Source organism: Streptomyces sp. ISL-36 (assembly GCF_018614205.1).
In the GTDB taxonomy this organism is placed as follows: domain Bacteria; phylum Actinomycetota; class Actinomycetes; order Streptomycetales; family Streptomycetaceae; genus Streptomyces.
The window spans coordinates 14,491-36,439 of the sequence record NZ_JAGGOS010000112.1 but is presented as its reverse complement, the minus strand read 5'-3'; the positions used below and the strand labels follow the sequence as shown (position 1 = coordinate 36,439).

20 protein-coding genes are annotated in these 21,949 nt (G+C 71.0%); 19 read left to right on the top strand and 1 reads right to left on the bottom strand.

All coding sequences use genetic code 11. The features are described from left to right. Positions 1-19: 19 nt before the first annotated feature. The 19 genes from J7E93_RS26940 (at position 20) to J7E93_RS26850 (ending at position 21,003) form a co-directional block, all read left to right on the top strand. Positions 20-1,189, top strand: a complete 1,170-nt coding sequence (locus J7E93_RS26940; RefSeq protein WP_215072553.1) for a PLP-dependent aspartate aminotransferase family protein — start codon at positions 20-22, stop codon at positions 1,187-1,189. An 89-nt stretch (positions 1,190-1,278) separates the two neighbouring features. After that, entirely contained in the window at positions 1,279-1,794 is a 516-nt protein-coding gene (locus tag J7E93_RS26935) for a MaoC family dehydratase (RefSeq protein WP_215072552.1), read from the top strand. Positions 1,795-1,841: 47 nt separating this feature from the next. Further along, positions 1,842-2,693 carry an SAM-dependent methyltransferase gene (locus tag J7E93_RS26930; protein WP_215072551.1) on the top strand — a complete coding sequence of 284 codons (852 nt, stop codon included), beginning with the start codon at positions 1,842-1,844 and terminating at the stop codon, positions 2,691-2,693. Positions 2,694-2,757: 64 nt separating this feature from the next. After that, positions 2,758-3,801 (top strand): trans-aconitate 2-methyltransferase, encoded by a 1,044-nt coding sequence (locus J7E93_RS26925; RefSeq protein ID WP_215072550.1) that lies wholly within the window; start codon positions 2,758-2,760, stop codon positions 3,799-3,801. 197 nt (positions 3,802-3,998) lie between these two features. After that, on the top strand, positions 3,999-4,892 hold the full coding sequence (locus J7E93_RS26920) for a diiron oxygenase (RefSeq protein WP_215072549.1): 894 nt from the start codon (positions 3,999-4,001) through the stop codon (positions 4,890-4,892). A gap of 30 nt (positions 4,893-4,922) precedes the next feature. Continuing rightward, a complete protein-coding gene (locus J7E93_RS26915; RefSeq protein ID WP_215072548.1) occupies positions 4,923-5,810 on the top strand; it encodes a hypothetical protein in 888 nt (295 codons plus the stop codon). A gap of 1 nt (position 5,811) precedes the next feature. Next, complete coding sequence (gene acpS, locus J7E93_RS26910) at positions 5,812-6,258, top strand: holo-ACP synthase (RefSeq protein WP_215072547.1); 447 nt, start codon at positions 5,812-5,814, stop codon at positions 6,256-6,258. Between the two features lie 14 nt (positions 6,259-6,272). Next, positions 6,273-6,530: an acyl carrier protein gene (locus J7E93_RS26905; RefSeq protein ID WP_215072546.1), complete on the top strand. Its 258-nt coding sequence runs from the start codon at positions 6,273-6,275 to the stop codon at positions 6,528-6,530. Beyond that, positions 6,527-7,765: a methionine adenosyltransferase gene (gene metK, locus J7E93_RS26900; protein WP_215072545.1), complete on the top strand. Its 1,239-nt coding sequence runs from the start codon at positions 6,527-6,529 to the stop codon at positions 7,763-7,765. The genes J7E93_RS26905 and metK overlap by 4 nt, the downstream gene beginning before the upstream one ends. Before the next feature lie 4 nt (positions 7,766-7,769). Then, positions 7,770-8,753: a carbohydrate kinase family protein gene (locus J7E93_RS26895; protein ID WP_215072544.1), complete on the top strand. Its 984-nt coding sequence runs from the start codon at positions 7,770-7,772 to the stop codon at positions 8,751-8,753. A 22-nt stretch (positions 8,754-8,775) separates the two neighbouring features. Further along, positions 8,776-12,234, top strand: coding sequence for a methionine synthase (metH, locus tag J7E93_RS26890; RefSeq protein ID WP_215072543.1), 3,459 nt, complete (start codon positions 8,776-8,778; stop codon positions 12,232-12,234). Further along, positions 12,231-13,085, top strand: a complete 855-nt coding sequence (metF, locus tag J7E93_RS26885) for a methylenetetrahydrofolate reductase [NAD(P)H] (RefSeq protein WP_215072542.1) — start codon at positions 12,231-12,233, stop codon at positions 13,083-13,085. The genes metH and metF overlap by 4 nt, the downstream gene beginning before the upstream one ends. Next, positions 13,078-14,490, top strand: coding sequence for an adenosylhomocysteinase (ahcY, locus tag J7E93_RS26880; RefSeq protein ID WP_215072541.1), 1,413 nt, complete (start codon positions 13,078-13,080; stop codon positions 14,488-14,490). The genes metF and ahcY overlap by 8 nt, the downstream gene beginning before the upstream one ends. Then, positions 14,490-15,146, top strand: a complete 657-nt coding sequence (locus tag J7E93_RS26875) for a maleylpyruvate isomerase family mycothiol-dependent enzyme (RefSeq protein WP_215072540.1) — start codon at positions 14,490-14,492, stop codon at positions 15,144-15,146. The genes ahcY and J7E93_RS26875 overlap by 1 nt, the downstream gene beginning before the upstream one ends. Positions 15,147-15,346: 200 nt before the next feature. Beyond that, positions 15,347-19,060 (top strand): amino acid adenylation domain-containing protein, encoded by a 3,714-nt coding sequence (locus J7E93_RS26870; protein WP_215072539.1) that lies wholly within the window; start codon positions 15,347-15,349, stop codon positions 19,058-19,060. 101 nt (positions 19,061-19,161) lie between these two features. Continuing rightward, positions 19,162-19,437, top strand: a complete 276-nt coding sequence (locus J7E93_RS26865) for a hypothetical protein (RefSeq protein ID WP_215072538.1) — start codon at positions 19,162-19,164, stop codon at positions 19,435-19,437. 98 nt (positions 19,438-19,535) lie between these two features. After that, complete coding sequence (locus tag J7E93_RS26860; RefSeq protein WP_215072537.1) at positions 19,536-19,847, top strand: DUF2087 domain-containing protein; 312 nt, start codon at positions 19,536-19,538, stop codon at positions 19,845-19,847. Beyond that, on the top strand, positions 19,844-20,470 hold the full coding sequence (locus tag J7E93_RS26855; RefSeq protein ID WP_215072536.1) for a LysE family transporter: 627 nt from the start codon (positions 19,844-19,846) through the stop codon (positions 20,468-20,470). The genes J7E93_RS26860 and J7E93_RS26855 overlap by 4 nt, the downstream gene beginning before the upstream one ends. A gap of 194 nt (positions 20,471-20,664) precedes the next feature. Further along, positions 20,665-21,003 (top strand): hypothetical protein, encoded by a 339-nt coding sequence (locus J7E93_RS26850; RefSeq protein ID WP_215072535.1) that lies wholly within the window; start codon positions 20,665-20,667, stop codon positions 21,001-21,003. A gap of 56 nt (positions 21,004-21,059) precedes the next feature. Here J7E93_RS26850 and J7E93_RS26845 read toward each other — a convergent pair whose 3' ends face one another. Continuing rightward, positions 21,060-21,809 (bottom strand): PIG-L deacetylase family protein, encoded by a 750-nt coding sequence (locus J7E93_RS26845; protein ID WP_215072534.1) that lies wholly within the window; start codon positions 21,807-21,809, stop codon positions 21,060-21,062. Between the last annotated feature and the right edge of the window lie 140 nt (positions 21,810-21,949).

The window sequence follows — 21,949 nt, the reverse complement described above, 5'->3', positions numbered from 1 at the left end:
CCCGTGAAGGAGAAGAGAGATGGACATCAGCACGCGCGCCGTGCACGTCGTCAACGAGCCCTCCCCGCCCGGCAGTCGCCCCCTCTCCGTCCCGCTCGTGCAGTCCTCGGCCTTCGCCTTCGACTCCGCCGACGGGCTCGCCGGGGCGATGGCGGGGCCGGACGGCCCGTACGCGTACAGCAGGCGCGGCAATCCCACCGTACGGGCGCTGGAGAAGACCCTCGCCGGCCTGGAGGGCGGGGCGTCGGCCCTCGCGTTCGCGTCCGGCATGGGGGCGATCAGCGGTGTCCTGCTCGCCCTGCTGCGGCCCGGCGACCGGGTGGTGGCGCAGCGGTGTCTGTACGGCGGGACGTACGCGGTCCTCTCCGACCTGTCCGAGCGGTACGGGATCCAGGTGGTGTACGTCTCCGGTGACGACCCGGCCGCGTTCGAGGAGGCCGCGCAAAGCCCCCGTACCCGCCTCATGGTCCTGGAGACCATCGCCAACCCCACCGGCCAGGTGCCGGATCTGCCCGGTCTGTTGGCCGCGGCCCGCCGGATGGGCGTCCGGTCCGTCGTCGACAACTCGCTCGCCTCACCCGTGCTGTGCCGCCCCCTGGAGCTGGGCGCCGACATCGTCGTGCACTCCACCACCAAGTACCTCGCCGGGCACTCCGACGTCCTGGGGGGCGCGGCGGTCTTCGCCGACGACGAGCTGCGGCGTGCGGTGTGGCCCCGGACGGTCGAACTGGGCGCCTGCGCCGACCCGTTCGCCGCTTGGCTGACCCTGCGCGGGGTGGCGACGCTGCCGCTGCGGATGCGGGAGCACTGCGCCAACGCGGCCGTCCTCGCCGAACGGCTCGCGGCCCACCCCGACGTGGCGGCTGTCCACTACCCGTGGCTCGCGGACCACCCCTCGTACGCCACCGCGCGCAAGGTGCTCTCCGGCGGCGGCGGGCTGCTCTCCTTCGAGCTGGCGGGCGGCCGGGAGGCGGGACGGGCCTTCATCGAGCGCGTACGGGTCGCGCAGCTCGCCCTCTCGCTCGGCGGGGTCGAGACGCTGGTGACCCACCCCGCGTCCACCTCCCACCGTGAACTGGACGCCGCCGCGCTGGAGGCGGCCGGCATAGCCGGGGGCCTGGTGCGGATGTCGGTCGGCATCGAGGGGGTCGAGGACCTGTGGGACGACATCGAACAGGCCCTCGCATGAGGCTTCTTTTGGGTTGACAAAATAAATGGGTCGTTCGTAGATTGGGTGATGCCAGGAAACGACCACTCCTAGGTCAAGGGGGGCGCGCGATGCGCTACTTCGAGGACTTCCGGCCCGGCGACGTCCATGAGCTGGGCACCGTCACCGTCACGACGGAGGAGGTGCTGGAGTTCGGCAGGCGCTTCGATCCGCAGCCCTTCCACACCGACCAGGAACTCGCCGCGCGTTCGCCGTTCGGCGGACTGATCGCCAGCGGCTTCCACACGCAGGCGATGTTCATGCGGCGCTACGTGGACGGACTGCTCGCCTACAGCGTCTGCATGGGCTCGCCCGGCATCGACGAGGTCCGCTATCTGCGGCCCGTGCGGCCGGGGGACGTCCTCACCGCCCGCGTGGAGATCCTCGGCGCCACCCCGTCGCCGTTCAATCCCGCCACCGGCACCGTCAAACCGCGGTGCACGCTCGTGGCCGCCGACGGGACGGCCGTGTTCAGCATGATCCTGCACAGCATCTTCCGACGCCGTCCTGCCGGATCCGAGGCCGAGCATCTGTCGTCGATGCCCGCGGCCGAGGACCCCGTCGCCTGTGCACGGGTCATGGCCTGAGCACGGCCGTCCGCATTCTTCCCACACCAAGTGAAGGGGGACCTCCTGTGGAGGCCGTATCCCGCACCGCCCAGTGGACCGCCGCCGCGCGCGCCCTGGAGACCGAGCGCGAGGACCGGCTGTTCGCCGATCCCTACGCGCGCACCGTCGCCGACCGGATCGGCTTCGAGCTGCTCGAGCGCTACGCCGGGGCCGGCACCGTGCCGTTCCTCGCCATCCGCACCACCTACCTGGACCGGGCCATCGTCAAGGCGGTGGAGGAGCGGGGCATACGCCAGGTCGTCTTCCTCGCCGCCGGCATGGACACCCGCTTCTTCCGTCTGCCCTGGCCCGACGGCGTCACCGTCTACGAGCTCGACCGCCCGGCGCTCCTGGAGGCCAAGGCGAAGATGCTCAGCGACGAGCCCGCGCCGGCCGGCCGCACCAGGGTCACCGTCCCGGTCGACCTCACCCAGGACTGGACCGGCCCCCTGAAGGAGGCCGGCTGGCGCAGCGAGGAGCCCGTCCTGTGGGTGGTCGAGGGGCTGCTGTTCTTCCTGCCCGAGGACGCCGTACGGACCCTCATCTCGACGCTCTCCGCGCACGCCGCTCCCGGCTCCGTGCTGCTCGGCGACGTCATCTCCAGGGCCGCCCTGGAGAACCCGCTCTCCCGCCCCTTCCTCAACGCGCTGCGCGAGGACGGCAACCCGTGGCTCTTCGGCACCGAGGAGCCCGAGGCGCTGCTCGCCGCCTGCGGCTGGGACGTACGCGAGGTCAAGCAGCCCGGTGAGGACGGCGCCGACTTCGACCGCTGGCCCTACCCGGTCCCGCCGCGCAGCGTGCCGCGCGTACCGAGGTCCTTCCTGTTCACCTGCGACCTGCCGGGTCCGTCCGGCGCCGGCACGGGCGTCGCCGCGTGAGTCCCGCCCGTGGGGCCGGCCCCCGAGGCGTGACCGGCCCCCCGACCCGTGAGGAGAAACCCGCATGAGCGCCCACGACTTCCACCAGAAGGTCATCACCGACGCCGGCGCGGCCGTCCGCGGGCTGACCGTCGCCCTCGGCGAGCGGCTCGGCCTCTACAAGTGCCTCGCCGAGCACGGCCCGCTGACCGCCGCCCGGCTCGCCGAGAAGACCGGCACGAACGAGCGGTACATCGAGGAGTGGCTGCACGCCCAGCTCTCCGCCGGCTACGTCGAGCGCCACCCGAGCGCCGCCACGTACACGCTCCCGGCCGACCACGTCGAGGTCCTCGCCGATCCGAAGTCCGTCACCTTCGCCGCCGGGTTCTTCACCGCGCTCAAGGCGCTGTACGCCACCGAGGACCTGCTCGTCGACGCGTACCGCACCGGGGACGGCGTCGGCTGGGCCGAGCACGACGCGGCCCTGGACACCGGCATGGGCTCCTTCTTCCAGCCGACCTACGAGCACAAGCTCGTCCCGGACTGGCTGCCCGCCCTGCACGAGGTCACCGACAAGCTCGCCGCCGGCGGCACCGTCGCCGACGTCGGCTGCGGCGTCGGCCACACCACGCTGCTGATCGCCCGGGCGTTCCCGCAGGCCACCGTGCACGGCTTCGACTACTCCGAAGAGGCCATCGCCATCGCCCGGCAGCTCGCCGAGGACGCCGGCCTGTCCGACCGGGTCGTCTTCGAGGTCGCCTCGGCCGACGACTACCCCGGCACCGGCTACGACCTGGTCACCTTCTTCAACGCCCTGCACGACATGGGCGACCCGGTCGCCGCCGCCCAGCACGTCCACAAGTCCCTGGACGCGGACGGCACCTGGATGCTCGTCGAGTCGAACGTGTCGCCCGCCGACATCGACACCAACACCCCGGCCGCCCGGATGTTCATGGCCCTGTCGGCCGTGATGTGCCTGCCCGTCGCGGTCGCCCAGCGCGGACCGCACGCGCTCGGCAACCACTCGGGCGAGAAGGCCTTCCGCGCCATCGCCGAGGAGGCCGGCTTCACCCGCTGGCGTCGCGCCACCGAGACCCCGGTCAACGCGGTCTACGAAGTCCGGCCCTGAGCGCCCGGGTCCCCGCACCCCGAGGCCCTCACCTCCACCCCGTGCGCCCGAGGGCGAGTGAGCCGAAGGGCGCCGCGGGTGTCGAAAGGGAGAACGCGCACAGGTCCCGAGGAACGAGGGACCGAGCACGATCGACCGTCGACACACGCAAGAGGCGCCCGGAGGCGAACCGAGCCTCAAGAGAAAAGGAGTCCACCATGGGCGTCACCGCCCCCCTGCCCGTCAGCGACCGCTTCCTGGAGGTCCTGGAGCGGCTCAGCTCCCGCTCGATCGAGGAGTACTACAACCCGTACCAGCAGTTCGACTGGCCCGAGCAGCTGGAGGAGAAGCAGCTCTGGATGACCCCCGAACTGCTCACCGTGTACGGCACCCCGTACTACGACGAGCTCGGCGAGGAAACCATTCAGCGCCTCTCCAAGTGGGAGAGCGTCAACTTCTACAGCCTCAATGTGCACGGCATCCGCGAACTGCTCATCGAGGTCGTCGGCCGTATCCACATGCCCGGCTTCGAGGTCCCCTCGGACTTCTTCCACCACTTCATCGGTGAAGAGAACGAACACATGTGGTTCTTCGCCGAGTTCTGCCGCCGCTACGGCAACAAGATCTACGGCTCCACCGCGATGCGCGCCGACTCCGCCTGGGAGCCGGAGGTCGAGAACTTCCTCGTCTTCGCCCGCATCCTCTTCTTCGAGGAGCTCGTCGACCACTACAACATGCGGATGGCCCAGGACGACTCCCTGTGCCACACCATCCGCGAGGTCAACCGCATCCACCACCAGGACGAGTCCCGCCACATCGCGTTCGGCCGCGAACTCGTCTCGCTGCTCTTCACCCGGATGCGGGAGGCCGTCCCCGCCGAGCGGGTCGCCGAGGTGGAGGAGTACCTCAAGCGGTACGTCGTCTACAGCGTCAACTCCCTCTACAACCCGCACGTCTACCGCGACGCCGGCATCGCCGACCCGCTCGCCCTGCGCAACGCGCTGGTCGCCGACGAGCGCCGCCGCCCCCACGAGCGCAAGGCGATCCGCAAGCCGCTCGCCTTCTTCCTGAAGACCGGGATCTTCTCCGACGACACCCTGCCCGTCGTCTGAGCGCGCTCCCACCCGAGAGGTGAAGAGATCATGACCGTGACGACCCCCGCGAACGTCGGGGAGACGAGGGGCCTGCCCTCCCTCGGACCCGAGGCGACCGCCCTGCTGCGGCTCCTCGACGACACCTTCGAGAGCTGGGGAGTGGCCGCGGGCGCCCGCCCGATGACCATGCCCCCGCTGCTGCCGGCCGCCGACCTCGCCCGGCTCGACTACTACGACAACTTCCCCCACCAGGCCGTCGTCGCCGCCCCGCTCGACCTGGAGCGCCGCGAGAGTTCGGCCTTCTGCACCGACACCGGCTGCTTTCCGTGCGACGCGCTCGAACCCGCCGCGCTCGGACTGCCCTCGGCGTCCTGCTACGCCGTCTACCTCGACCACCAGGGCCAGCAGGTCGCCGACGACACGCTGGTGACCGTCTGCTCCTGGTGCTTCCGCAAGGAGACCCACTACGAGGGCATGCGGCGCCAACTCGGCTTCCGCATGCGCGAGATCGTCGCCATCGGGGCGCGGGAGCACGCCGAGACCCATCTGACGGACTTCACCGCCCGCGTCCAGGCCTTCGCCGAGGCGCTCGACCTGCCCCTGCGCAGGGAGGCCGCCTGCGACCCGTTCTTCGACAAGGGCGGATCCAAGGCGCTGCTGCAGCGACTCACGCCGGTGAAGCACGAGTTCCTGTACGAGGACCTGGCGATCGCCTCGGTCAACACGCACCGCAACTTCTTCGGCGAGCGCTGCGACATCACGCTCACCTCCAGCGGCGGCCCCGCCTTCACCAGCTGTGTCGCCTTCGGCCTGGAGCGCTGGCTGTCCGCGCTGACCCGGCGCCACGGCAGCTGGGAAGCGGCCACGCAGGCGGTCCTCGACGCGAACGCCCGCACCCGGGCCGACGCGAGCGTGGCGGCAGGGCCGGTGATCTGACGTGCCGGCCCGACCCGTCGCCCCGCCGGCGGGCGGCCTGGGCTGGGCGAACCTCGGCATGGACATCGTGTCCGTCAACCGTGTCCGCCGACTCCTCGCCGAGTACGGCGAGACGTTCTTCGAGCGGATGCTCACCCCCGGCGAACTCGCCGACTGCCGCACCTCCTCCGGGCTCGACGTGATGAGCCTGTGCGGGCGGATCGCGGCCAAGGAGGCGGCCTTCAAGACCCTGCGGGTCCGGGGCAGGTTCCTGCCCTGGCCGGACATCGTCGTACGGCGCTCCGAAGGCGGCTGGCCGCTGGTGGAGCTGCACCGGTCGGCCGCCGAGATGGCCGCCGCGTCCGGCATCACCGAGATCACCGTGTCCATCAGCCACGACGTGGACTACGCGGTCGCGGTGGCCGCCCCGATCATCGTCGCGCCCCCCACCCCTTCCGTACACCATTGACAAGGAGCCCCACCATGGCCGACGGCCTGCAGCAGGTGAAGAGCTGGATCCTCGACCGTCACCCCGAGCGCGACGACATCGCGCCCGACCTCGACCTGATCGAGAACCGGCTCATCGACTCGCTGTCCTTCGTCGAGTTCGTCTTCCTGCTGGAGCAGGAGAGCGGGCAGTCCATCCAGATGGAGACCCTGGAGGTCGACGCCATCCGGACCCTCGCGGCGATCGACACCCACTTCTTCGCGAAGACCGGGGCGGAGGTGGGCCAGGCATGAGCAGCCGCCGCCTGTTCACCTCCGAGTCGGTGACCGAGGGCCACCCCGACAAGATCGCCGACCGGATCAGCGACACCGTCCTCGACGCGCTGCTCGCCGAGGACCCGCACGCGCGGGTCGCCGTCGAGACCCTGCTCACCACCGGACTCGTCCACGTCGCGGGCGAGGTCACCACCACCGCGTACGCCCCGATAGCGAAGCTGGTGCGCGAGGCGATCCTCGACATCGGCTACGACTCCTCCGCCAAGGGCTTCGACGGCGCCTCCTGCGGGGTGTCGGTCTCCATCGGCTCCCAGTCGCCGGACATCGCGCAGGGGGTGGACACGGCGTACGAGACCCGGGTCGAGGGGCGGGCCGCGGGTGAGGACCCGGACGCGCTCGACGCCCAGGGCGCCGGCGACCAGGGCCTGATGTTCGGCTACGCCTGCGACGACACGGCCGAGCTGATGCCGCTGCCGATCGCGCTGGCCCACCGCCTCGCGCGCCGGCTGACCGAGGTCCGCAAGAACGGCACCGTGCCGTACCTGCGGCCCGACGGCAAGACGCAGGTGACCATCGAGTACGACGGCGACCGCCCGGTCCGCCTCGACACGGTGGTGGTCTCCTCGCAGCACGCGGCCGACATCAGCGTCGAGGGGCTGCTCACGCCCGACATCCGGGAGTTCGTCGTCGAGGCCGAGCTGAAGGCGCTCGCCGAGGAGGGCGTCAACCTGGAGTCGGACGGCTACCGGCTGCTCGTCAACCCGACCGGCCGCTTCGAGGTCGGCGGCCCGATGGGTGACGCCGGCCTGACCGGCCGGAAGATCATCATCGACACGTACGGCGGCATGGCCCGCCACGGCGGCGGCGCCTTCTCGGGCAAGGACCCGTCCAAGGTGGACCGCTCGGCCGCCTACGCGATGCGCTGGGTCGCCAAGAACGTCGTCGCGGCGGGCCTGGCCAGGCGCTGCGAGGTGCAGGTCGCGTACGCGATCGGCAAGGCGGAGCCCGTCGGACTGTTCGTGGAGACCTTCGGCACGGGCACCCTGTCCGACGAGGCCATCCAGGACGCCGTCAGCCAGGTCTTCGACCTGCGGCCGGCCGCGATCATCCGCGACCTGGACCTCAAGCGCCCGATCTACGCGCAGACGTCCGCGTACGGCCACTTCGGCCGCGAACTCCCGGTCTTCACCTGGGAGCGCACGGACCGCGTGGACGCCCTGAAGAAGGCGGCGCGAAAAGGGGAGGGGGTCTAGGGCCATGCGTATCGCTGTCACGGGATCCATCGCGACCGACCATCTGATGACCTTCCCCGGCTGGTTCACGGAGCAGCTGCTCGCGGACCGGCTGGACCGGGTCTCCCTGTCGTTCCTCGCCGACAACCTGGAGGTCAGGCGCGGCGGAGTGGCAGCGAACATCGCCTTCGGGCTCGGGGTGCTCGGACTGCGGCCGGTCCTCGTGGGCGCGGTCGGCTCCGATTTCGAGCCGTACCGGGTCTGGCTGAAGGACCACGGTGTGGACACCGACTCGGTGCGCGTCAGCGAGTCGCTCCACACCGCCCGGTTCGTCTGTACCACCGACCGGGCGCAGAACCAGATCGCCACCTTCTACGCCGGGGCGATGTCGGAGGCCCGCGCGATCGATCTGCGGGACGTCGTCGCCCGGGCCGGGCGGCTGGATCTGGTCCTGGTCTCCCCGGACGACCCCGAGGCCATGCTCCGGCACACCCGCACCTGCCGCGAGCTCGGGATCCCGTTCGCCGCCGACCCGTCGCAGCAGCTCGCGCGGCTCGGCCGGGACGAGGTGCGGGAGCTGGTGGACGGCGCGCGATGGCTGTTCACCAACGAGTACGAGACGGCCCTGCTGGGTGAGAAGTCGGGCTGGTCGGAGGCGGAGATCCTGCGCCGCGTCGGCTCCTGGGTCACCACCCACGGCGCGGCGGGTGTCCGCATCCGGGGCGAGGGCCGCGAGCCGCTGGCCGTGCCGGCGGTGGAGGTCGCGGGGGTCGTCGACCCGACCGGGGTCGGGGACGCCTTCCGCGCCGGGTTCCTCGCCGGGACGGCGTGGGGCGTGCCGGAGCGGTGCGCGGCGCAGCTCGGCTGCGCGGTGGCCGCGACCGTACTCGACTACGTGGGGACGCAGGAGTACCGGCTGCACCGGGAGCCCCTGCTGGACCGGATCAGGACGACGTACGGGCTCGGGTGCACGGCGTCGCTGGTGACTCATCTGGGGGGACTGTCATGAGGGCTGTCATGAGGAGGCCGAGGTGAGGCGGTCGCTGCGGGACGAGTTCGCCACCAGGGTCGTGGTGGCCGACGGGGCGATGGGCACGATGCTCCAGGCCGCCGACCCGTCGATGGACGACTTCCAGAACCTGGAGGGCTGCAACGAGATCCTGAACCTGACGCGGCCGGACATCGTAGCCTCCGTCCACGACGCCTACTTCGCCGTCGGCGTGGACTGCGTCGAGACCAACACCTTCGGCGCGAACCTGGCGGCGCTCGCCGAGTACGGCATCGAGAACCAGGTGTACGAGCTGTCCGAGGCCGGCGCCCGGATCGCCCGTACCACCGCCGACGCCCACACGGCCGCCGACGGCCGCCCCCGCTGGGTGCTCGGCTCCATGGGCCCCGGCACCAAGCTGCCGACGCTCGGCCACATCACGTACGAGCCGCTGAGGGAGGCGTACCAGCAGAACGCCGAGGGACTGATCCGCGGCGGCGCGGACGCCCTGCTGATCGAGACCTCGCAGGACCTGCTGCAGACGAAGGCGGCCGTCATCGGCGCCCGCCGGGCCCTGGAGTGGTGCGGACTCGATCTGCCGCTGATCGTCCAGGTGACGGTGGAGACGACCGGGACGATGCTGCTGGGCTCGGAGATCGGGGCGGCGCTCTCCGCCCTGGAGCCGCTCGGCATCGACATGATCGGGCTGAACTGTGCGACGGGGCCCGCCGAGATGGCCGAGCACCTGCGCTACCTCTCCCGGCACGCCGGTGTCGCGCTGTCGGTCATGCCGAACGCCGGGCTGCCCGTCCTCGGCAAGGACGGCGCCCACTATCCGCTCTCGCCGGCCGAACTGGCCGACGCCCAGGAGCGTTTCGTCCGTGAGTACGGTCCGGCGCTCGTCGGCGGCTGCTGCGGTACGACCCCGGAGCACCTGCGGGCGGTCGTGGACCGGGTCCGGGGCGCGGCGGTGCCGGCGCGCACCCCGGTCGCGGAGCCGGGCGCGTCCTCGCTCTACAGCCACGTCCCGTTCCGCCAGGACGCGTCCTACTTGGCCATCGGGGAGCGGACCAACGCCAACGGCTCGAAGAAGTTCCGCGAGGCGATGCTGGAGGGCCGCTGGGACGACTGCGTGGAGATGGCCCGCGACCAGATCCGCGAGGGCGCGCACCTGCTCGACCTGTGCGTGGACTACGTGGGGCGGGACGGCGCGGCCGACATGGCCGAGCTGGCCGGCCGTTTCGCGACCGCGTCCACCCTGCCGATCGTCCTCGACTCCACCGAGATCGAGGTGCTGCGGGCCGGGCTGGAGAAGATCGGCGGACGGGCGGTGATCAACTCCGTCAACTACGAGGACGGCGACGGGCCCGAGTCGCGGTTCGCGCGGGTCACGGCGCTCGCCAGGGAGCACGGGGCGGCGCTGATGGCGCTGACCATCGACGAGGAGGGCCAGGCCAGGACGGTCGAGGCGAAGGTCGCTATCGCCGAGCGGCTCATCGCCGATCTCACCGGGAAGTGGGGGATCAGGGAGTCCGACATCCTGATCGACTGCCTGACGTTCACGATCTGTACCGGGCAGGAGGAGTCCCGCAAGGACGGCCTCCACACGATCGAGGCGATCCGCGAGCTCAAGCGCCGCCATCCCGAGGTGCAGACCACGCTGGGGCTCTCCAACATCTCCTTCGGGCTCAACCCGGCGGCGCGGATCGTGCTGAACTCGGTCTTCCTCGACGAGTGCGTGAAGGCCGGTCTCGATTCGGCGATCGTGCACGCGTCGAAGATCCTGCCGATCGCGCGGCTGGAACCGGAGCAGGTCGAGGTCGCCCTCGATCTGATCCACGACCGCAGGCGGGAGGGGTACGACCCGCTCCAGCGCCTGCTGGAGCTCTTCGAGGGCGCCACCGCGAAGTCCCTGAAGGCCGGCAGGGCCGAGGAGCTGCTCGCGCTGCCGCTGGAGGAACGGCTGCGGGCGCGGATCGTCGACGGCGAGAAGAACGGCTTGGAGGCGGACCTGGAGGAGGCGCTGGAGTCGCGCCCCGCTCTGGACATCGTCAACGACACCCTGCTGGAGGGCATGAAGACGGTCGGTGAGCTGTTCGGCTCCGGCCGGATGCAGCTGCCGTTCGTGCTCCAGTCCGCCGAGGTCATGAAGACGGCCGTGGCGTACCTCGAACCCCACATGGAGAAGACGGACGACGAGGGCAAGGGCACCATCGTCCTCGCGACCGTCCGGGGCGATGTCCACGACATCGGGAAGAACCTCGTCGACATCATCCTGTCCAACAACGGCTACAACGTCGTCAACATCGGGATCAAGCAGCCCGTCTCCGCGATCCTGGAGGCGGCCGAGGAGCACCGGGCCGATGTGATCGGCATGTCCGGACTGCTGGTCAAGTCCACGGTGATCATGAAGGAGAACCTGGAGGAGCTCAACGGCCGCGGGCTGGCCGAGCGGTTCCCGGTGATCCTGGGCGGCGCCGCCCTGACCCGCGCCTACGTCGAGCAGGACCTCCACGAGATCTACCAGGGCGAGGTCCGCTACGCCCGGGACGCCTTCGAGGGCCTGCGGCTGATGGACGCCCTGATGGGGATCAAGCGGGGCGTTCGCGGAGCCGTACTGCCCGAGCTGAAGCAGCGGCGGGTGCCCCGCCGGGAGGCGCCCGTCCTGGACGTACGGGAGCCGGAGCCGGCCGGCCGCTCGGACGTGGCCACCGACCACCCCGTCCCCGAGCCGCCGTTCCTCGGCACCCGCGTCACCCGGGGCATTCAGCTCGCCGAGTACGCCTCCTGGCTCGACGAGGGCGCGCTCTTCAAGGGCCAGTGGGGCCTGAAGGACGCCGGCACCATCGAGTCGGAGGGCCGGCCGCGGCTGCGCGGCCTGCTGGACCGGCTCCAGACGGACCACCTCCTCGAAGCGGCCGTGGTCCACGGCTACTTCCCCTGTGTGTCCAAGGGCGACGACCTGATCGTCCTGGACGAGGAGGGAGGCGAGCGGACCCGCTTCTCCTTCCCCCGCCAGCAGCGGGGCCGCCGCCTCTGCCTCGCCGACTTCTTCCGCGCCGAGGACTCCGGCGAGGTCGACGTCCTGGCCCTGCAGGTGGTGACGGTCGGCTCCCGGATCGGCGAGGAGACCGCACGGCTCTTCGCCGCCGACCGCTACCGCGACTACCTCGAACTGCACGGGCTGTCCGTGCAGTTGGCCGAGGCGTTGGCCGAGTACTGGCACGCGCGGGTGCGCGAGGAGTGGGGCATCGCGGGAGCCTCGGAGCCCGCGGGCATCGAGGGGATGCTGCGCACCGAGTACCGGGGCTGCCGCTACTCGCTCGGCTACCCCGCCTGCCCGGACCTGGAGGACCGGGCGAAGATCGCCGAGCTGCTGCGTCCGGAGCGGATCGGCGTCGAGCTGTCGGAGGAGTACCAGCTGCACCCCGAGCAGTCGACGGACGCGATCGTCGTCCACCACCCGGAGGCGAGCTACTTCAACGCGGGAGGCCGGCGGTGACGTTCTCCTTCGAGTTCTTCCCGCCCAAGAGCGAGCGCGGAGAGACGGTGCTGTGGGACGCGATCCGGCGGGTGGAGGCGCTCGCGCCCGACTTCGTCTCGGTGACGTACGGCGCCGGCGGCTCGTCCCGCGACCGCACCATCGAGGTCACGAAGCGGATCGTCGCGGAGACGACCCTGCGCCCCGTCGCTCATCTGACGGCGGTCGGCCACTCGGTGAAGGAGCTGCGGGCCATCATCGGCGCCTACGCCGACGCGGGGGTACGGGACGTGCTCGTGCTGCGCGGCGACCCTCCGGGCGATCCGCGCGGCGCCTGGACGCCGCACCCGCAGGGGCTCACGTACGCGTACGAACTGATCGAGCTGGTGCGGTCCTCGGGCGACTTCCGGATCGGGGTGGCGGCCTTCCCCGAAGGCCATCCGCGGTCGCCGGACCCCGCGAGCGACCTCGCGCACTTCGTCGCGAAGTGCCGGGCGGGCGCCGACTACGCCATCACGCAGATGTTCTTCGACCCCGAGGACTATCTCCGGCTGCGGGACCGGGTCGCGGCGGCCGGCTGTGACATCCCGATCATTCCGGAGATCATGCCGGCGACCGACGTCCGACAGATCCGCCGGTTCGCCGAACTGAGCGACGCCGCGTTCCCGGAGGACCTGGCGCACCGGCTGGAGTCCGCCAGGGACGATCCGGCCGCGGCGTACCGGATCGGTGTCGAGCATGCGACCGCGATGGGCCTGCGGCTGCTCGACGAAGGGGCGCCGGGCCTGCACTACATCACGTTGAACAGATCGACGGCGGCCCTCGAAATCCATCGCACGATTCACGCGTCAAGGAGCGTTGTTCATGTCTGAGTTCACGGGCTTCACGGACTACAAGGTCGCCGACATCGGCCTGGCGGAGTTCGGCCGCAAGGAGATCACGCTGGCCGAGCACGAGATGCCGGGCCTGATGTCGATCCGTCGCGAGTACGCGGACGCGCAGCCGCTGGCCGGCGCGCGGATCACCGGCTCGCTGCACATGACCGTGCAGACGGCCGTCCTGATCGAGACCCTCGTCGCGCTGGGCGCGCAGGTGCGGTGGGTGTCCTGCAACATCTACTCCACCCAGGACCACGCGGCCGCCGCGATCGCCGCCGCCGGTATTCCGGTGTTCGCCTGGAAGGGCGAGACCCTCGAGGAGTACTGGTGGTGTACGGAGCAGGCGCTGACCTGGCCGGACGCCGTCGGCCCCAACATGATCCTGGACGACGGCGGCGACGCCACGCTTCTTGTCCACAAGGGTGTGGAGTACCAGAAGGCGGGGGCAGTGCCGGACCCGTCGACGGCGGACAACGACGAACTGCGGGTCGTCCTTCAGCTGTTGGGGCGCTCGACGCTCGACTGGGCGGCGATGGCGTCGGAGATCCGCGGCGTGACGGAGGAGACCACGACCGGTGTCCACCGTCTGTACGAGATGCACCGCGAGGGCCGGCTGCTCTTCCCGGCGATCAATGTGAACGACGCCGTGACGAAGTCGAAGTTCGACAACAAGTACGGCTGCCGCCACTCGCTGATCGACGGCATCAACCGCGCCACGGATGTGCTGATCGGCGGCAAGACCGCCGTCGTGTGCGGTTACGGCGATGTGGGCAAGGGCTGCGCTGAGTCGCTGCGCGGCCAGGGTGCCCGGGTGATCGTCACGGAGATCGACCCGATCTGTGCGCTGCAGGCGGCGATGGACGGTTACCAGGTCGCGACGCTGGACGATGTGGTGGAGACGGCCGACATCTTCATCACCACGACCGGCAACAAGGACATCATCATGGCGTCGGACATCGCCAGGATGAAGCACCAGGCGATCGTCGGGAACATCGGCCACTTCGACAACGAGATCGACATGGCCGGTCTCGCCCGGATCCCGGGGATCGTGAAGGACGAGGTCAAGCCGCAGGTCCACACCTGGACGTTCCCCGACGGCAAGGTCGTCATCGTGCTGTCCGAGGGCCGGCTGCTGAACCTGGGCAACGCGACCGGGCACCCGTCGTTCGTGATGTCGAACTCCTTCGCGGACCAGACCCTGGCCCAGATCGAGCTCTTCACCAAGCCGGAGCAGTACCCGACCGACGTGTACGTGCTGCCCAAGCACCTCGACGAGAAGGTCGCCCGCCTCCACCTGGATGCGCTCGGTGTGAAGCTGACGACCCTCCGCCCCGAGCAGGCCGCCTACATCGGCGTCGAGGTCGAGGGCCCGTACAAGCCGGACCACTACCGCTACTGATGGTCCGCGATCCATGGCTCCCGGACCGTCTGCTGCGGACGGAACGGGACGCGCTGATGCCGCTGTTGCGCCGTACGCCGGAGGAGTTCTTCGACCTGCGGACGGCCTGCCCGGGCTGGACGGTCCGGGAGGTGCTGGCCCACTGCGGGGCGGCCCTCGTCCGGATCGTCGAAGGCCGCCTGGAGGAGGGCGTCTTCCTGCCGGACGCGAACGCGGCCGATGTCGCCGAGCGGGAGTCCTGGCCGCTGGGACGGATCCTGGACGAGCTGGAGCGGGGCTTCTCGGAGGCGGGTCCGGTGATCGCGGAGACGTCGGACGGGACGCTGGACGCGGTGGCGCTGGGCGAGTGGGTCCACGCGGGCGACGTCCGGGAGGCCTTCGGCGAACCGGGCGCGTACTGCGGGGCGGCGAGCCTGGACCTGGCTCTCCCGCTGCTGGCGGTGACCAGCCGCAAGCGGGAGACGCCGCGTCTGGTGGCCGCGCTGGAGGACCGCCCGTCGCCGGTCGTCCTCGGCAACGAGATCCCCGACCGCCCTCCGGCCCGCTACACGGGCGACGCGGCGACCCTGATCCGCCTCTACTCGGGCCGCCCGCTGGTGCGGACGCGGTACGAACTGTGGGGCGCGAGGGAGCGGGAACTCCTCATCTACCGCTGACCGTTCCCGCCGGCCGCCTTCACCGCCTCTTGCCGCGCAGGCCCCCCGCGGGTCGGGCCTTCCCCGGCCCGCGGGGGCCCGATCCGCGGGGGCCCGGCCTCTCTCGGGGCCAGGCCGCCTGGGCCAGGCCCCCCTGGGCCCCGGCCCCGAACCCGGCCCCCGGAACCCGGCCCCCTGGGCCCCAGACGAAGGGCACGTTCATGCTCTCCACGCTCGACCAGTTGCTCCGCGCCGAGGCGGACGCCCGGCCCGACGACACCGCCGTCGTCTTCGCCGACGAGACCCTCACCTTCCGCGAGCTCCACGAAGGTGCAGCCGTCCTCGCCGCCCGCCTCCGCTCCCTCGGCGTCACCGCCGACGACTGCGTCGGGGTCCACCTCGAACCGTCACTCGAACTGGTGATCGGGACCTGGGGTGTCGTCTGCTCGGGCGGGGCCTACGTCCCGCTCTCCCCGGAGTACCCCGAGGAACGCCTGCGCTACATGATCGAGGACAGCGGCGCCCGTATCGTCGTCACCCAGGAGCGCTTCCGCGACCGCGTCACCGAACTCGCGCCGCCCGGCACCACCGTCGTCACCCTCGAGGACGCCGTCCAGCACGCCTGGCGCACCACCGGCGACCAACAGCCGGCCCTCCCGACCGCGTTGGACGAGCGGCAGCTCGCGTACGTCATCTACACCTCCGGCTCCACCGGCAAGCCCAAGGGCGTCATGGTCGAGCACCGCTCCATCGTCGCCCAGATGCGCTGGATGGCCGCCGAACACGGTCTGGGCCCCGGAGCCGTCGTCCTCCAGAAGACCCCGATGAGCTTCGACGCCGCCCAGTGGGAGATCCTCGCCCCCGCCGTCGGCGCCCGGACCGCGGTGGGACCGCCCGGGGTCTACCGCGACCCGGAGGGGCTGATCGACACCGTCCGTGCCCACGGCGCGACCATGCTCCAGTGCGTCCCCACGCTCCTCCAGGCGCTCCTCGACACCGAGCGCCTCGCCACCTGCACGACCCTCCGCCGGGTCTACTCCGGCGGCGAGATCCTCTCCCGGAACCTCGCCGTACAGCTCCTGGCCGAGCTGCCGCCCGAGACCGAACTGGTCAACCTCTACGGCCCCACCGAGTGCACCATCAACGCCTCCTCCCACACCGTCGACCGCGCCACCGTCGCCGGCGGTCCCGCCGCGATACCCATCGGCAGACCGGCGTACGACACCACCTTCCACATCCTCGACGGCGAGCTGTGCATCGGCGGGGTCCAGGTGGCGCGGGGGTACCTGGACCGTCCCGAGCTGACGGAGGAACGTTTCATCACCCACGAGGGCGGCGAACGGCTCTACCGCACGGGCGACCTCGCCCACGTCGACGACGACGGCACCGTCCAGTTCGCCGGCCGCGCCGACAACCAGATCAAGCTCCGCGGCTTCCGCGTCGAACTGGACGAGATCGCCCTCGCCATCGAGCAGCACGACTGGGTCAAGAACGCGGCCGTCATCGTCAGGAACGAGCCCCGTACCGGCTTCCAGAACCTCGTCGCCTGCGTCGAGCTCTCCCCGAAGGAAGCCGCCCTGATGGACCAGGGCAACCACGGCGCCCACCACCAGTCCAAGGAGAGCAAGCTCCAGGTCAGGGCCCAGCTCTCCAACGCCGGCACCCGCGACGCCGCCGACCTCGCCGGCCGCCCGGTGGTGGAACTGCCCGGCCGCACCCCGCCGGAGAAGGTGCGCCGGACGGTCTTCGCCCGCAAGACCTACCGCTTCTACGAGGGCGGCGAGGTGAGCGCCGCCGACATCCTCGCCGCCCTCGACCGCCGCCCGGAGGGCATCGGCTCGCGCGCCGTCGGCACCCTCACCGCCGCCGACCTCGGCGCCGTGCTGCGCTGGTTCGGGCAGTTCGGCAGCGAGGAGCGGCTCCTGCCCAAGTACGGCTACGCCTCGCCCGGAGCCCTCTACGCGACCCAGCTGTACGTGGAGACGCGCGGGATCGCCGGCGTCGAATCGGGGACGTACTACTACCACCCCGTCCACCACCGGCTGCATCTGATCGAGCCCGTCGCCGCCGAGGGCGAGCCCTTCCTCCGCGTCCGCTTCCTCGGCAAGGAGTCCGCCGTCGAACCGGTCTACAAGAACAACATCCGTGAGGTCCTGGAGATAGAGACGGGCCATATGGTCGGCCTCTTCGAGGAGATCCTGCCCGGATACGGCCTCGACATCCGGCCACGGCCCGACTCGGGCGCCTTCGAGATCGTCCCGTACGACGAGACGAGCCGCGCCGAGCCGGAGGTCGACCTCTACGTCCAGGCGCACCCCGGCCGGATCGCCGACCTTCCGGCAGGCCAGTACCGGTACCGCGACGGCGCCCTGTGGCCCGTCTCCGCCGACCTCGTCGAGAAGAAGCACGTCATCGCCATCAACCAGGCGGTCTACGAACGCGCGAGCCTCGGCGTCACCGTCGTCAGCCGCACGGCCGACGCCCGGCTCTCGTACATCGACCTCGGACGCACCCTCCAGCGGCTCCAACTCGGCGGACACGGCCTCGGTTTCATGGCCTCCGGCTACAGCTCCATGTCCGGCCACGCGCTTCCGGCCGCCCGCCGCATGGACGCGATCCTGGACGCCGCCGGGCTCCCGACCGGCCCCTCGTACTTCTTCGTCGGCGGCCGGGTCAGCGAGGAGCAGCGGCTCAGCGAGGGGATGTACGAGGACACGGTCCACATGAAGGGCCCGGCGGAGATGATCCGCGACGACCTCGCCCGCCACCTGCCCGACTACATGATCCCCAACCGGGTCGTGGTCCTGGACCGGCTCCCGCTCTCCGCCAACGGCAAGGTCGACGCGAAGGCGCTCGGCGAGCTGGCCGTCGTCAACGCCGGACTGCACGGCCGTCCCCAGGTCGCTCCCCGTACCCGTACGGAGAAGCGCCTGGCCGAGATCTGGGCGACGGCGCTGAAGTACGAGAACGCCGAGGAACCGGCGGCCGTCTCCGTCCAGGACGACTTCTTCGAGTCCGGCGGCAACTCGCTCATCGCGGTGGCCCTGATCACGAAGGTCAACCGGGAGTTCGACGCCTCGCTGCCGCTCCAGATCCTCTTCGAGTGCCCGACGATCGAGAAGCTTGCCCACCGTGTGGACGGCGCGGCCGCGGCCCCGGCCTCCCGGCTCGTCCGCCTGCACGCGGACGGCGCGCAGTCACCGGTCCACTGCTGGCCGGGGCTCGGCGGCTACACCATGAACCTGCGGTTCCTCGCCGAGGAGGTCGGCATCGACCGGCCCTTCTACGGTGTGCAGGCCCACGGCATCAACCGGGGCGAGACGCCGTACGCCACGATCCGGGAGATGGCGGCGGCCGACGTGGCGGCCATCCGGCGACGGCAGCCGGCGGGGCCGTACACGCTGTGGGGATACTCCTTCGGCGCGCGGGTGGCCTTCGAGTCGGCGCATCTGCTGGAGGCCGCGGGGGAGCGGGTCGAGCACCTCTTCCTCATCGCGCCGGGCTCGCCGAAGGTGCGGTCGGAGTCGGCGGCGGGCCGCGCGTCGTACGCCGACCCCGCCTTCGTCACCATCCTCCACTCCGTCTTCTCCGGAGCGCTCCAGGACGTGCCGGCCACGGACCGGGAGTCCTTCCTGGCGTACGTGTCGGAGCGCTTCCCGTCCCTCGACCCGGAGTTGATCCGGCGGATCGTCGCCATCGTGGAGCAGACCTTCGAGTTCACCTACACCTTCCGTGAGCTGACGGAACGGCGGGTGGACTGCCCGGTGACGATCTTCAAGGCGCGGGGCGACGACTACTCCTTCCTGGAGGGTACGGAGGGCTGGTCGGCGCACCCGCCGACGGTGGTGGAGCTGGACGCGGACCACTACAGCCTGCTGCGGAAGCCGGACCTGCAGGAACTGGTGAAGAAGATCAGATACCGCCTGGGTCAGTAGTCCGGATGGCCGCCGTCACGGTGCGGCGTCTCCCGAGCGCTGCTCGACTGAGAGGCGCCCACACCCTCCCCCCGTACGGACAGCGGAAGGCGGTCACCCTCATGGCAGTCATCGTCATCATCGAGTTGCCGGGCGTCACGAAGGAGAAGTACCAGGCCAGCCACGCGGCCATCCACAAGGCGTCGTGGTGGCCGGTCGACGGCTTCATCTCCCACGCCGGGGCCCCGGCGGACGACGGCTGGCTCGTGGTCGACCTCTGGGATTCGAGGGAGGCGTTCATGGCGTTCAGGGAGAAGGCCGGGCCGATCTTCCAGGAGAACGACATGCCGATGGTCGAACCGCAGCTGTACGAAGCCGTGAACGTGGACACGCGCTAGCGGCACCACCCGCGGCCGGGCCGTGGGAGCCGGCCGCCTGGGCGGCGTACGGGAAAACCCTTTGCCGCGCCCAGGGCCGGCTTGCCACGCTTCGGCCCATGACTTCCCACGCCGCATCCCACCCGGTGGCGGACCTGTTCTCCGCCGCCGGACGCCTGAAGGCGATCCCGCGCAGGGCCCCGCGCCGCGAGCAGCTCCTCGACCATCTGGCCGAGAGCCTCTTCGACCCGGCCCGTTCCTACACCGAGCGCGAGGTCAACGAGGCGCTGCTCACCGTTCACGACGACTTCCCGGCCCTGCGCCGCTACCTCGTGAGCAGTGACCGGCTCTGCCGTACGAGGGACGGCGCCTCCTACCGCCGACAGCAGCAGCCCGGCTCCCCCGGAGGCGCGATCCCGTCCGACGCGTGACCGCCGCGGTGGTGGCCGGCCTGCTGGCCGGCTACGGCATCGCGATCCCGGTCGGCGCGGTCGGCGCCTACCTGGTGGCGGTCACGGCGCGCACCGACTGGCGTACGGGAGCGGGCGCCGCGCTCGGTGTCGCCACGGCGGACGGGCTCTACGCCCTGATCGCGGTCCTGGGCGGCTCGGCGCTCGTCCCGCTGCTCGTCCCGGTCATGGTCCCGCTGAGCTGGGCGTCGGCGTTCGTCCTGGTGGCCCTGGCGGTCCGCTCGGCATGGACGGCGCTCCGTGCGTACCGCGCGGGCAGCCTCGCGGTGCGAGGGGACGGCGAGAGCCCGATGACCCCGCCGCGGGCGTATCTGACCTTCCTCGGCATCACGGTCCTGAACCCGATGACCGTGATCTACTTCGCGGCCCTGATCCTGGCGACCGGCCCCTCCGCCCCTGCGACGGCCGTGGACCGGTCGGCCTTCGTCCTCGCCGCCCTCGTCGCCTCCGCCAGCTGGCAGCTCTTCCTGGCCACGGGCGGGGCGCTCCTCGGCCGCACCCTGACGGGCCCCCGGGGCCGCCTGGTGACGGCCCTGGCGTCCAGCGCGTTGATCGCGGGCCTGGCGGTGCATCTGGTGGTGTGACCCCGCGGTGCACGGCCCTGACCCGACCGAGAAGGCCGGTGCCTCCGGAGGGCACCGGCCTTCGGGCGTCGTTTCATCTCATGTGTGACGAAATGGGATAGGGGACATTCGGGTGGTCCGCCGCCCATACCGGAACTGGCCCGGGCTTCCGCGCACTCCTCCACTGCAGTCGCACCACACCTGAGGAGGCACTCATGACTGGGCTGCAGACCTTCCCCACGGCTTCGACGCTGCGGTCGGAGTTCGACCCGTACCGGTACCCCGGTGTCCTCGTCGACGCTCTGCCCGAAGACACCGAGACCTTCCACGGCGTCATGGAGTCCGGCGACTACGAGCTCCCCGCGCCCGCCCCCGCGAGCCGGCTCCCCCTGCCCCTGGAACCGGCGGACCGCCGCCGCCTGGAGCTGCACGCCGCCCTCACCACGGCCGGCATCGCGCCGCTGCCGGGCGACCTCGCCGCCATCGAGGCGCTGTGCGCGCTGGACGACACCACCCACATCGCGCTCCAGCGCTGGATCAGCCGCACGCCATGACCCGCCGAGGGCCGAGGGCCGAGGTCCACGGGCTGCCCGGCGGATCCGCCGGGCAGCTAGTCGATGTGCACGATCTGGAACGCCTCCGCCATCCGTCCCGGCGGCAGGCCCCCCGCCGTGGCGTGTTCGCTCAGCCACTCCCGCAGCAGCCCCGCCAGGTCGTCGAAGTGGGCCGTCTGCGAGGTGTGGATCCGCAGCGCCTCGACCTTGCGGTCGAAGACGCCGGTGACGTCCACGTACTGATTGGGCGTCGGGCCCGTCATCAGCCACAGCTCGTGGACGATCCACGGCTCCAGGCCCTCCTCCTTGAGCAGCGAGGGATGGGCGAAGGGGTTGCGGGCCTCCGGGTAGACGGCGCGCAGACAGGCGTCGCCGACCGCGCGGTGGTCGGGGTGGAGGTCGGCCACGCGGGCCCAGTTGATCTCGGGGGAGGGGATGATCGCCCGCTGCGGGCGTACCTCCCGGATGACGCGGCACAGGTCGCGGCGGAGCTCGACGCTCGGTTCCACGAAGCTGTCGGGGTAGCCGAGGAAGCGCACGTCCGCGACGCCGCTGAGCTTGGCCGAGTGGACCTGCTCGGCGCGGCGCAGATCCGCCATCGCCTGGCGCGGGAGCTGTTCGTCGTAACCTCCGGCGCCGCCGTCCGTGACGATGCAGTACGTGACGCGGGTGCCGCGCGCGATCCACTGCATGACCGTGCCGCTGACGCAGAACTCGATGTCGTCCGGGTGCGCGGCCACCACCAGTAGGGATGCGGGGGCGCTGCGGTCTGTGAGATCGCCGAGATCGGTCGCGAAGTCCTCCATGGGGCCAGCCTGTTGGGGTGGCGGGGGCGTCGCAAGGCCATGTCGTGGCGTGAACTGGACATGGCACTTACGCGCCATTCAAAAAGTTGGTAGATTCAAATCATTGGGTGCGACATGAGACATGCGACATGAGACATGCG

What these genes read in the sequence shown, in the direction of transcription:
- metK (WP_215072545.1), top strand. Translation starts at nt 6,527, where the DNA reads ATGAGCAGCCGCCGCCTGTTCACCTCCGAGTCGGTGACCGAGGGCCAC.
- J7E93_RS26875 (WP_215072540.1), top strand. Translation starts at nt 14,490, where the DNA reads ATGGTCCGCGATCCATGGCTCCCGGACCGTCTGCTGCGGACGGAACGG.
- J7E93_RS26935 (WP_215072552.1), top strand. Translation starts at nt 1,279, where the DNA reads ATGCGCTACTTCGAGGACTTCCGGCCCGGCGACGTCCATGAGCTGGGC.
- J7E93_RS26915 (WP_215072548.1), top strand. Translation starts at nt 4,923, where the DNA reads ATGACCGTGACGACCCCCGCGAACGTCGGGGAGACGAGGGGCCTGCCC.
- J7E93_RS26905 (WP_215072546.1), top strand. Translation starts at nt 6,273, where the DNA reads ATGGCCGACGGCCTGCAGCAGGTGAAGAGCTGGATCCTCGACCGTCAC.
- J7E93_RS26850 (WP_215072535.1), top strand. Translation starts at nt 20,665, where the DNA reads ATGACTGGGCTGCAGACCTTCCCCACGGCTTCGACGCTGCGGTCGGAG.
- J7E93_RS26860 (WP_215072537.1), top strand. Translation starts at nt 19,536, where the DNA reads ATGACTTCCCACGCCGCATCCCACCCGGTGGCGGACCTGTTCTCCGCC.
- J7E93_RS26865 (WP_215072538.1), top strand. Translation starts at nt 19,162, where the DNA reads ATGGCAGTCATCGTCATCATCGAGTTGCCGGGCGTCACGAAGGAGAAG.
- J7E93_RS26925 (WP_215072550.1), top strand. Translation starts at nt 2,758, where the DNA reads ATGAGCGCCCACGACTTCCACCAGAAGGTCATCACCGACGCCGGCGCG.
- J7E93_RS26940 (WP_215072553.1), top strand. Translation starts at nt 20, where the DNA reads ATGGACATCAGCACGCGCGCCGTGCACGTCGTCAACGAGCCCTCCCCG.
- ahcY (WP_215072541.1), top strand. Translation starts at nt 13,078, where the DNA reads ATGTCTGAGTTCACGGGCTTCACGGACTACAAGGTCGCCGACATCGGC.
- J7E93_RS26920 (WP_215072549.1), top strand. Translation starts at nt 3,999, where the DNA reads ATGGGCGTCACCGCCCCCCTGCCCGTCAGCGACCGCTTCCTGGAGGTC.
- J7E93_RS26895 (WP_215072544.1), top strand. Translation starts at nt 7,770, where the DNA reads ATGCGTATCGCTGTCACGGGATCCATCGCGACCGACCATCTGATGACC.
- J7E93_RS26870 (WP_215072539.1), top strand. Translation starts at nt 15,347, where the DNA reads ATGCTCTCCACGCTCGACCAGTTGCTCCGCGCCGAGGCGGACGCCCGG.
- J7E93_RS26845 (WP_215072534.1), bottom strand. Translation starts at nt 21,809, where the DNA reads ATGGAGGACTTCGCGACCGATCTCGGCGATCTCACAGACCGCAGCGCC.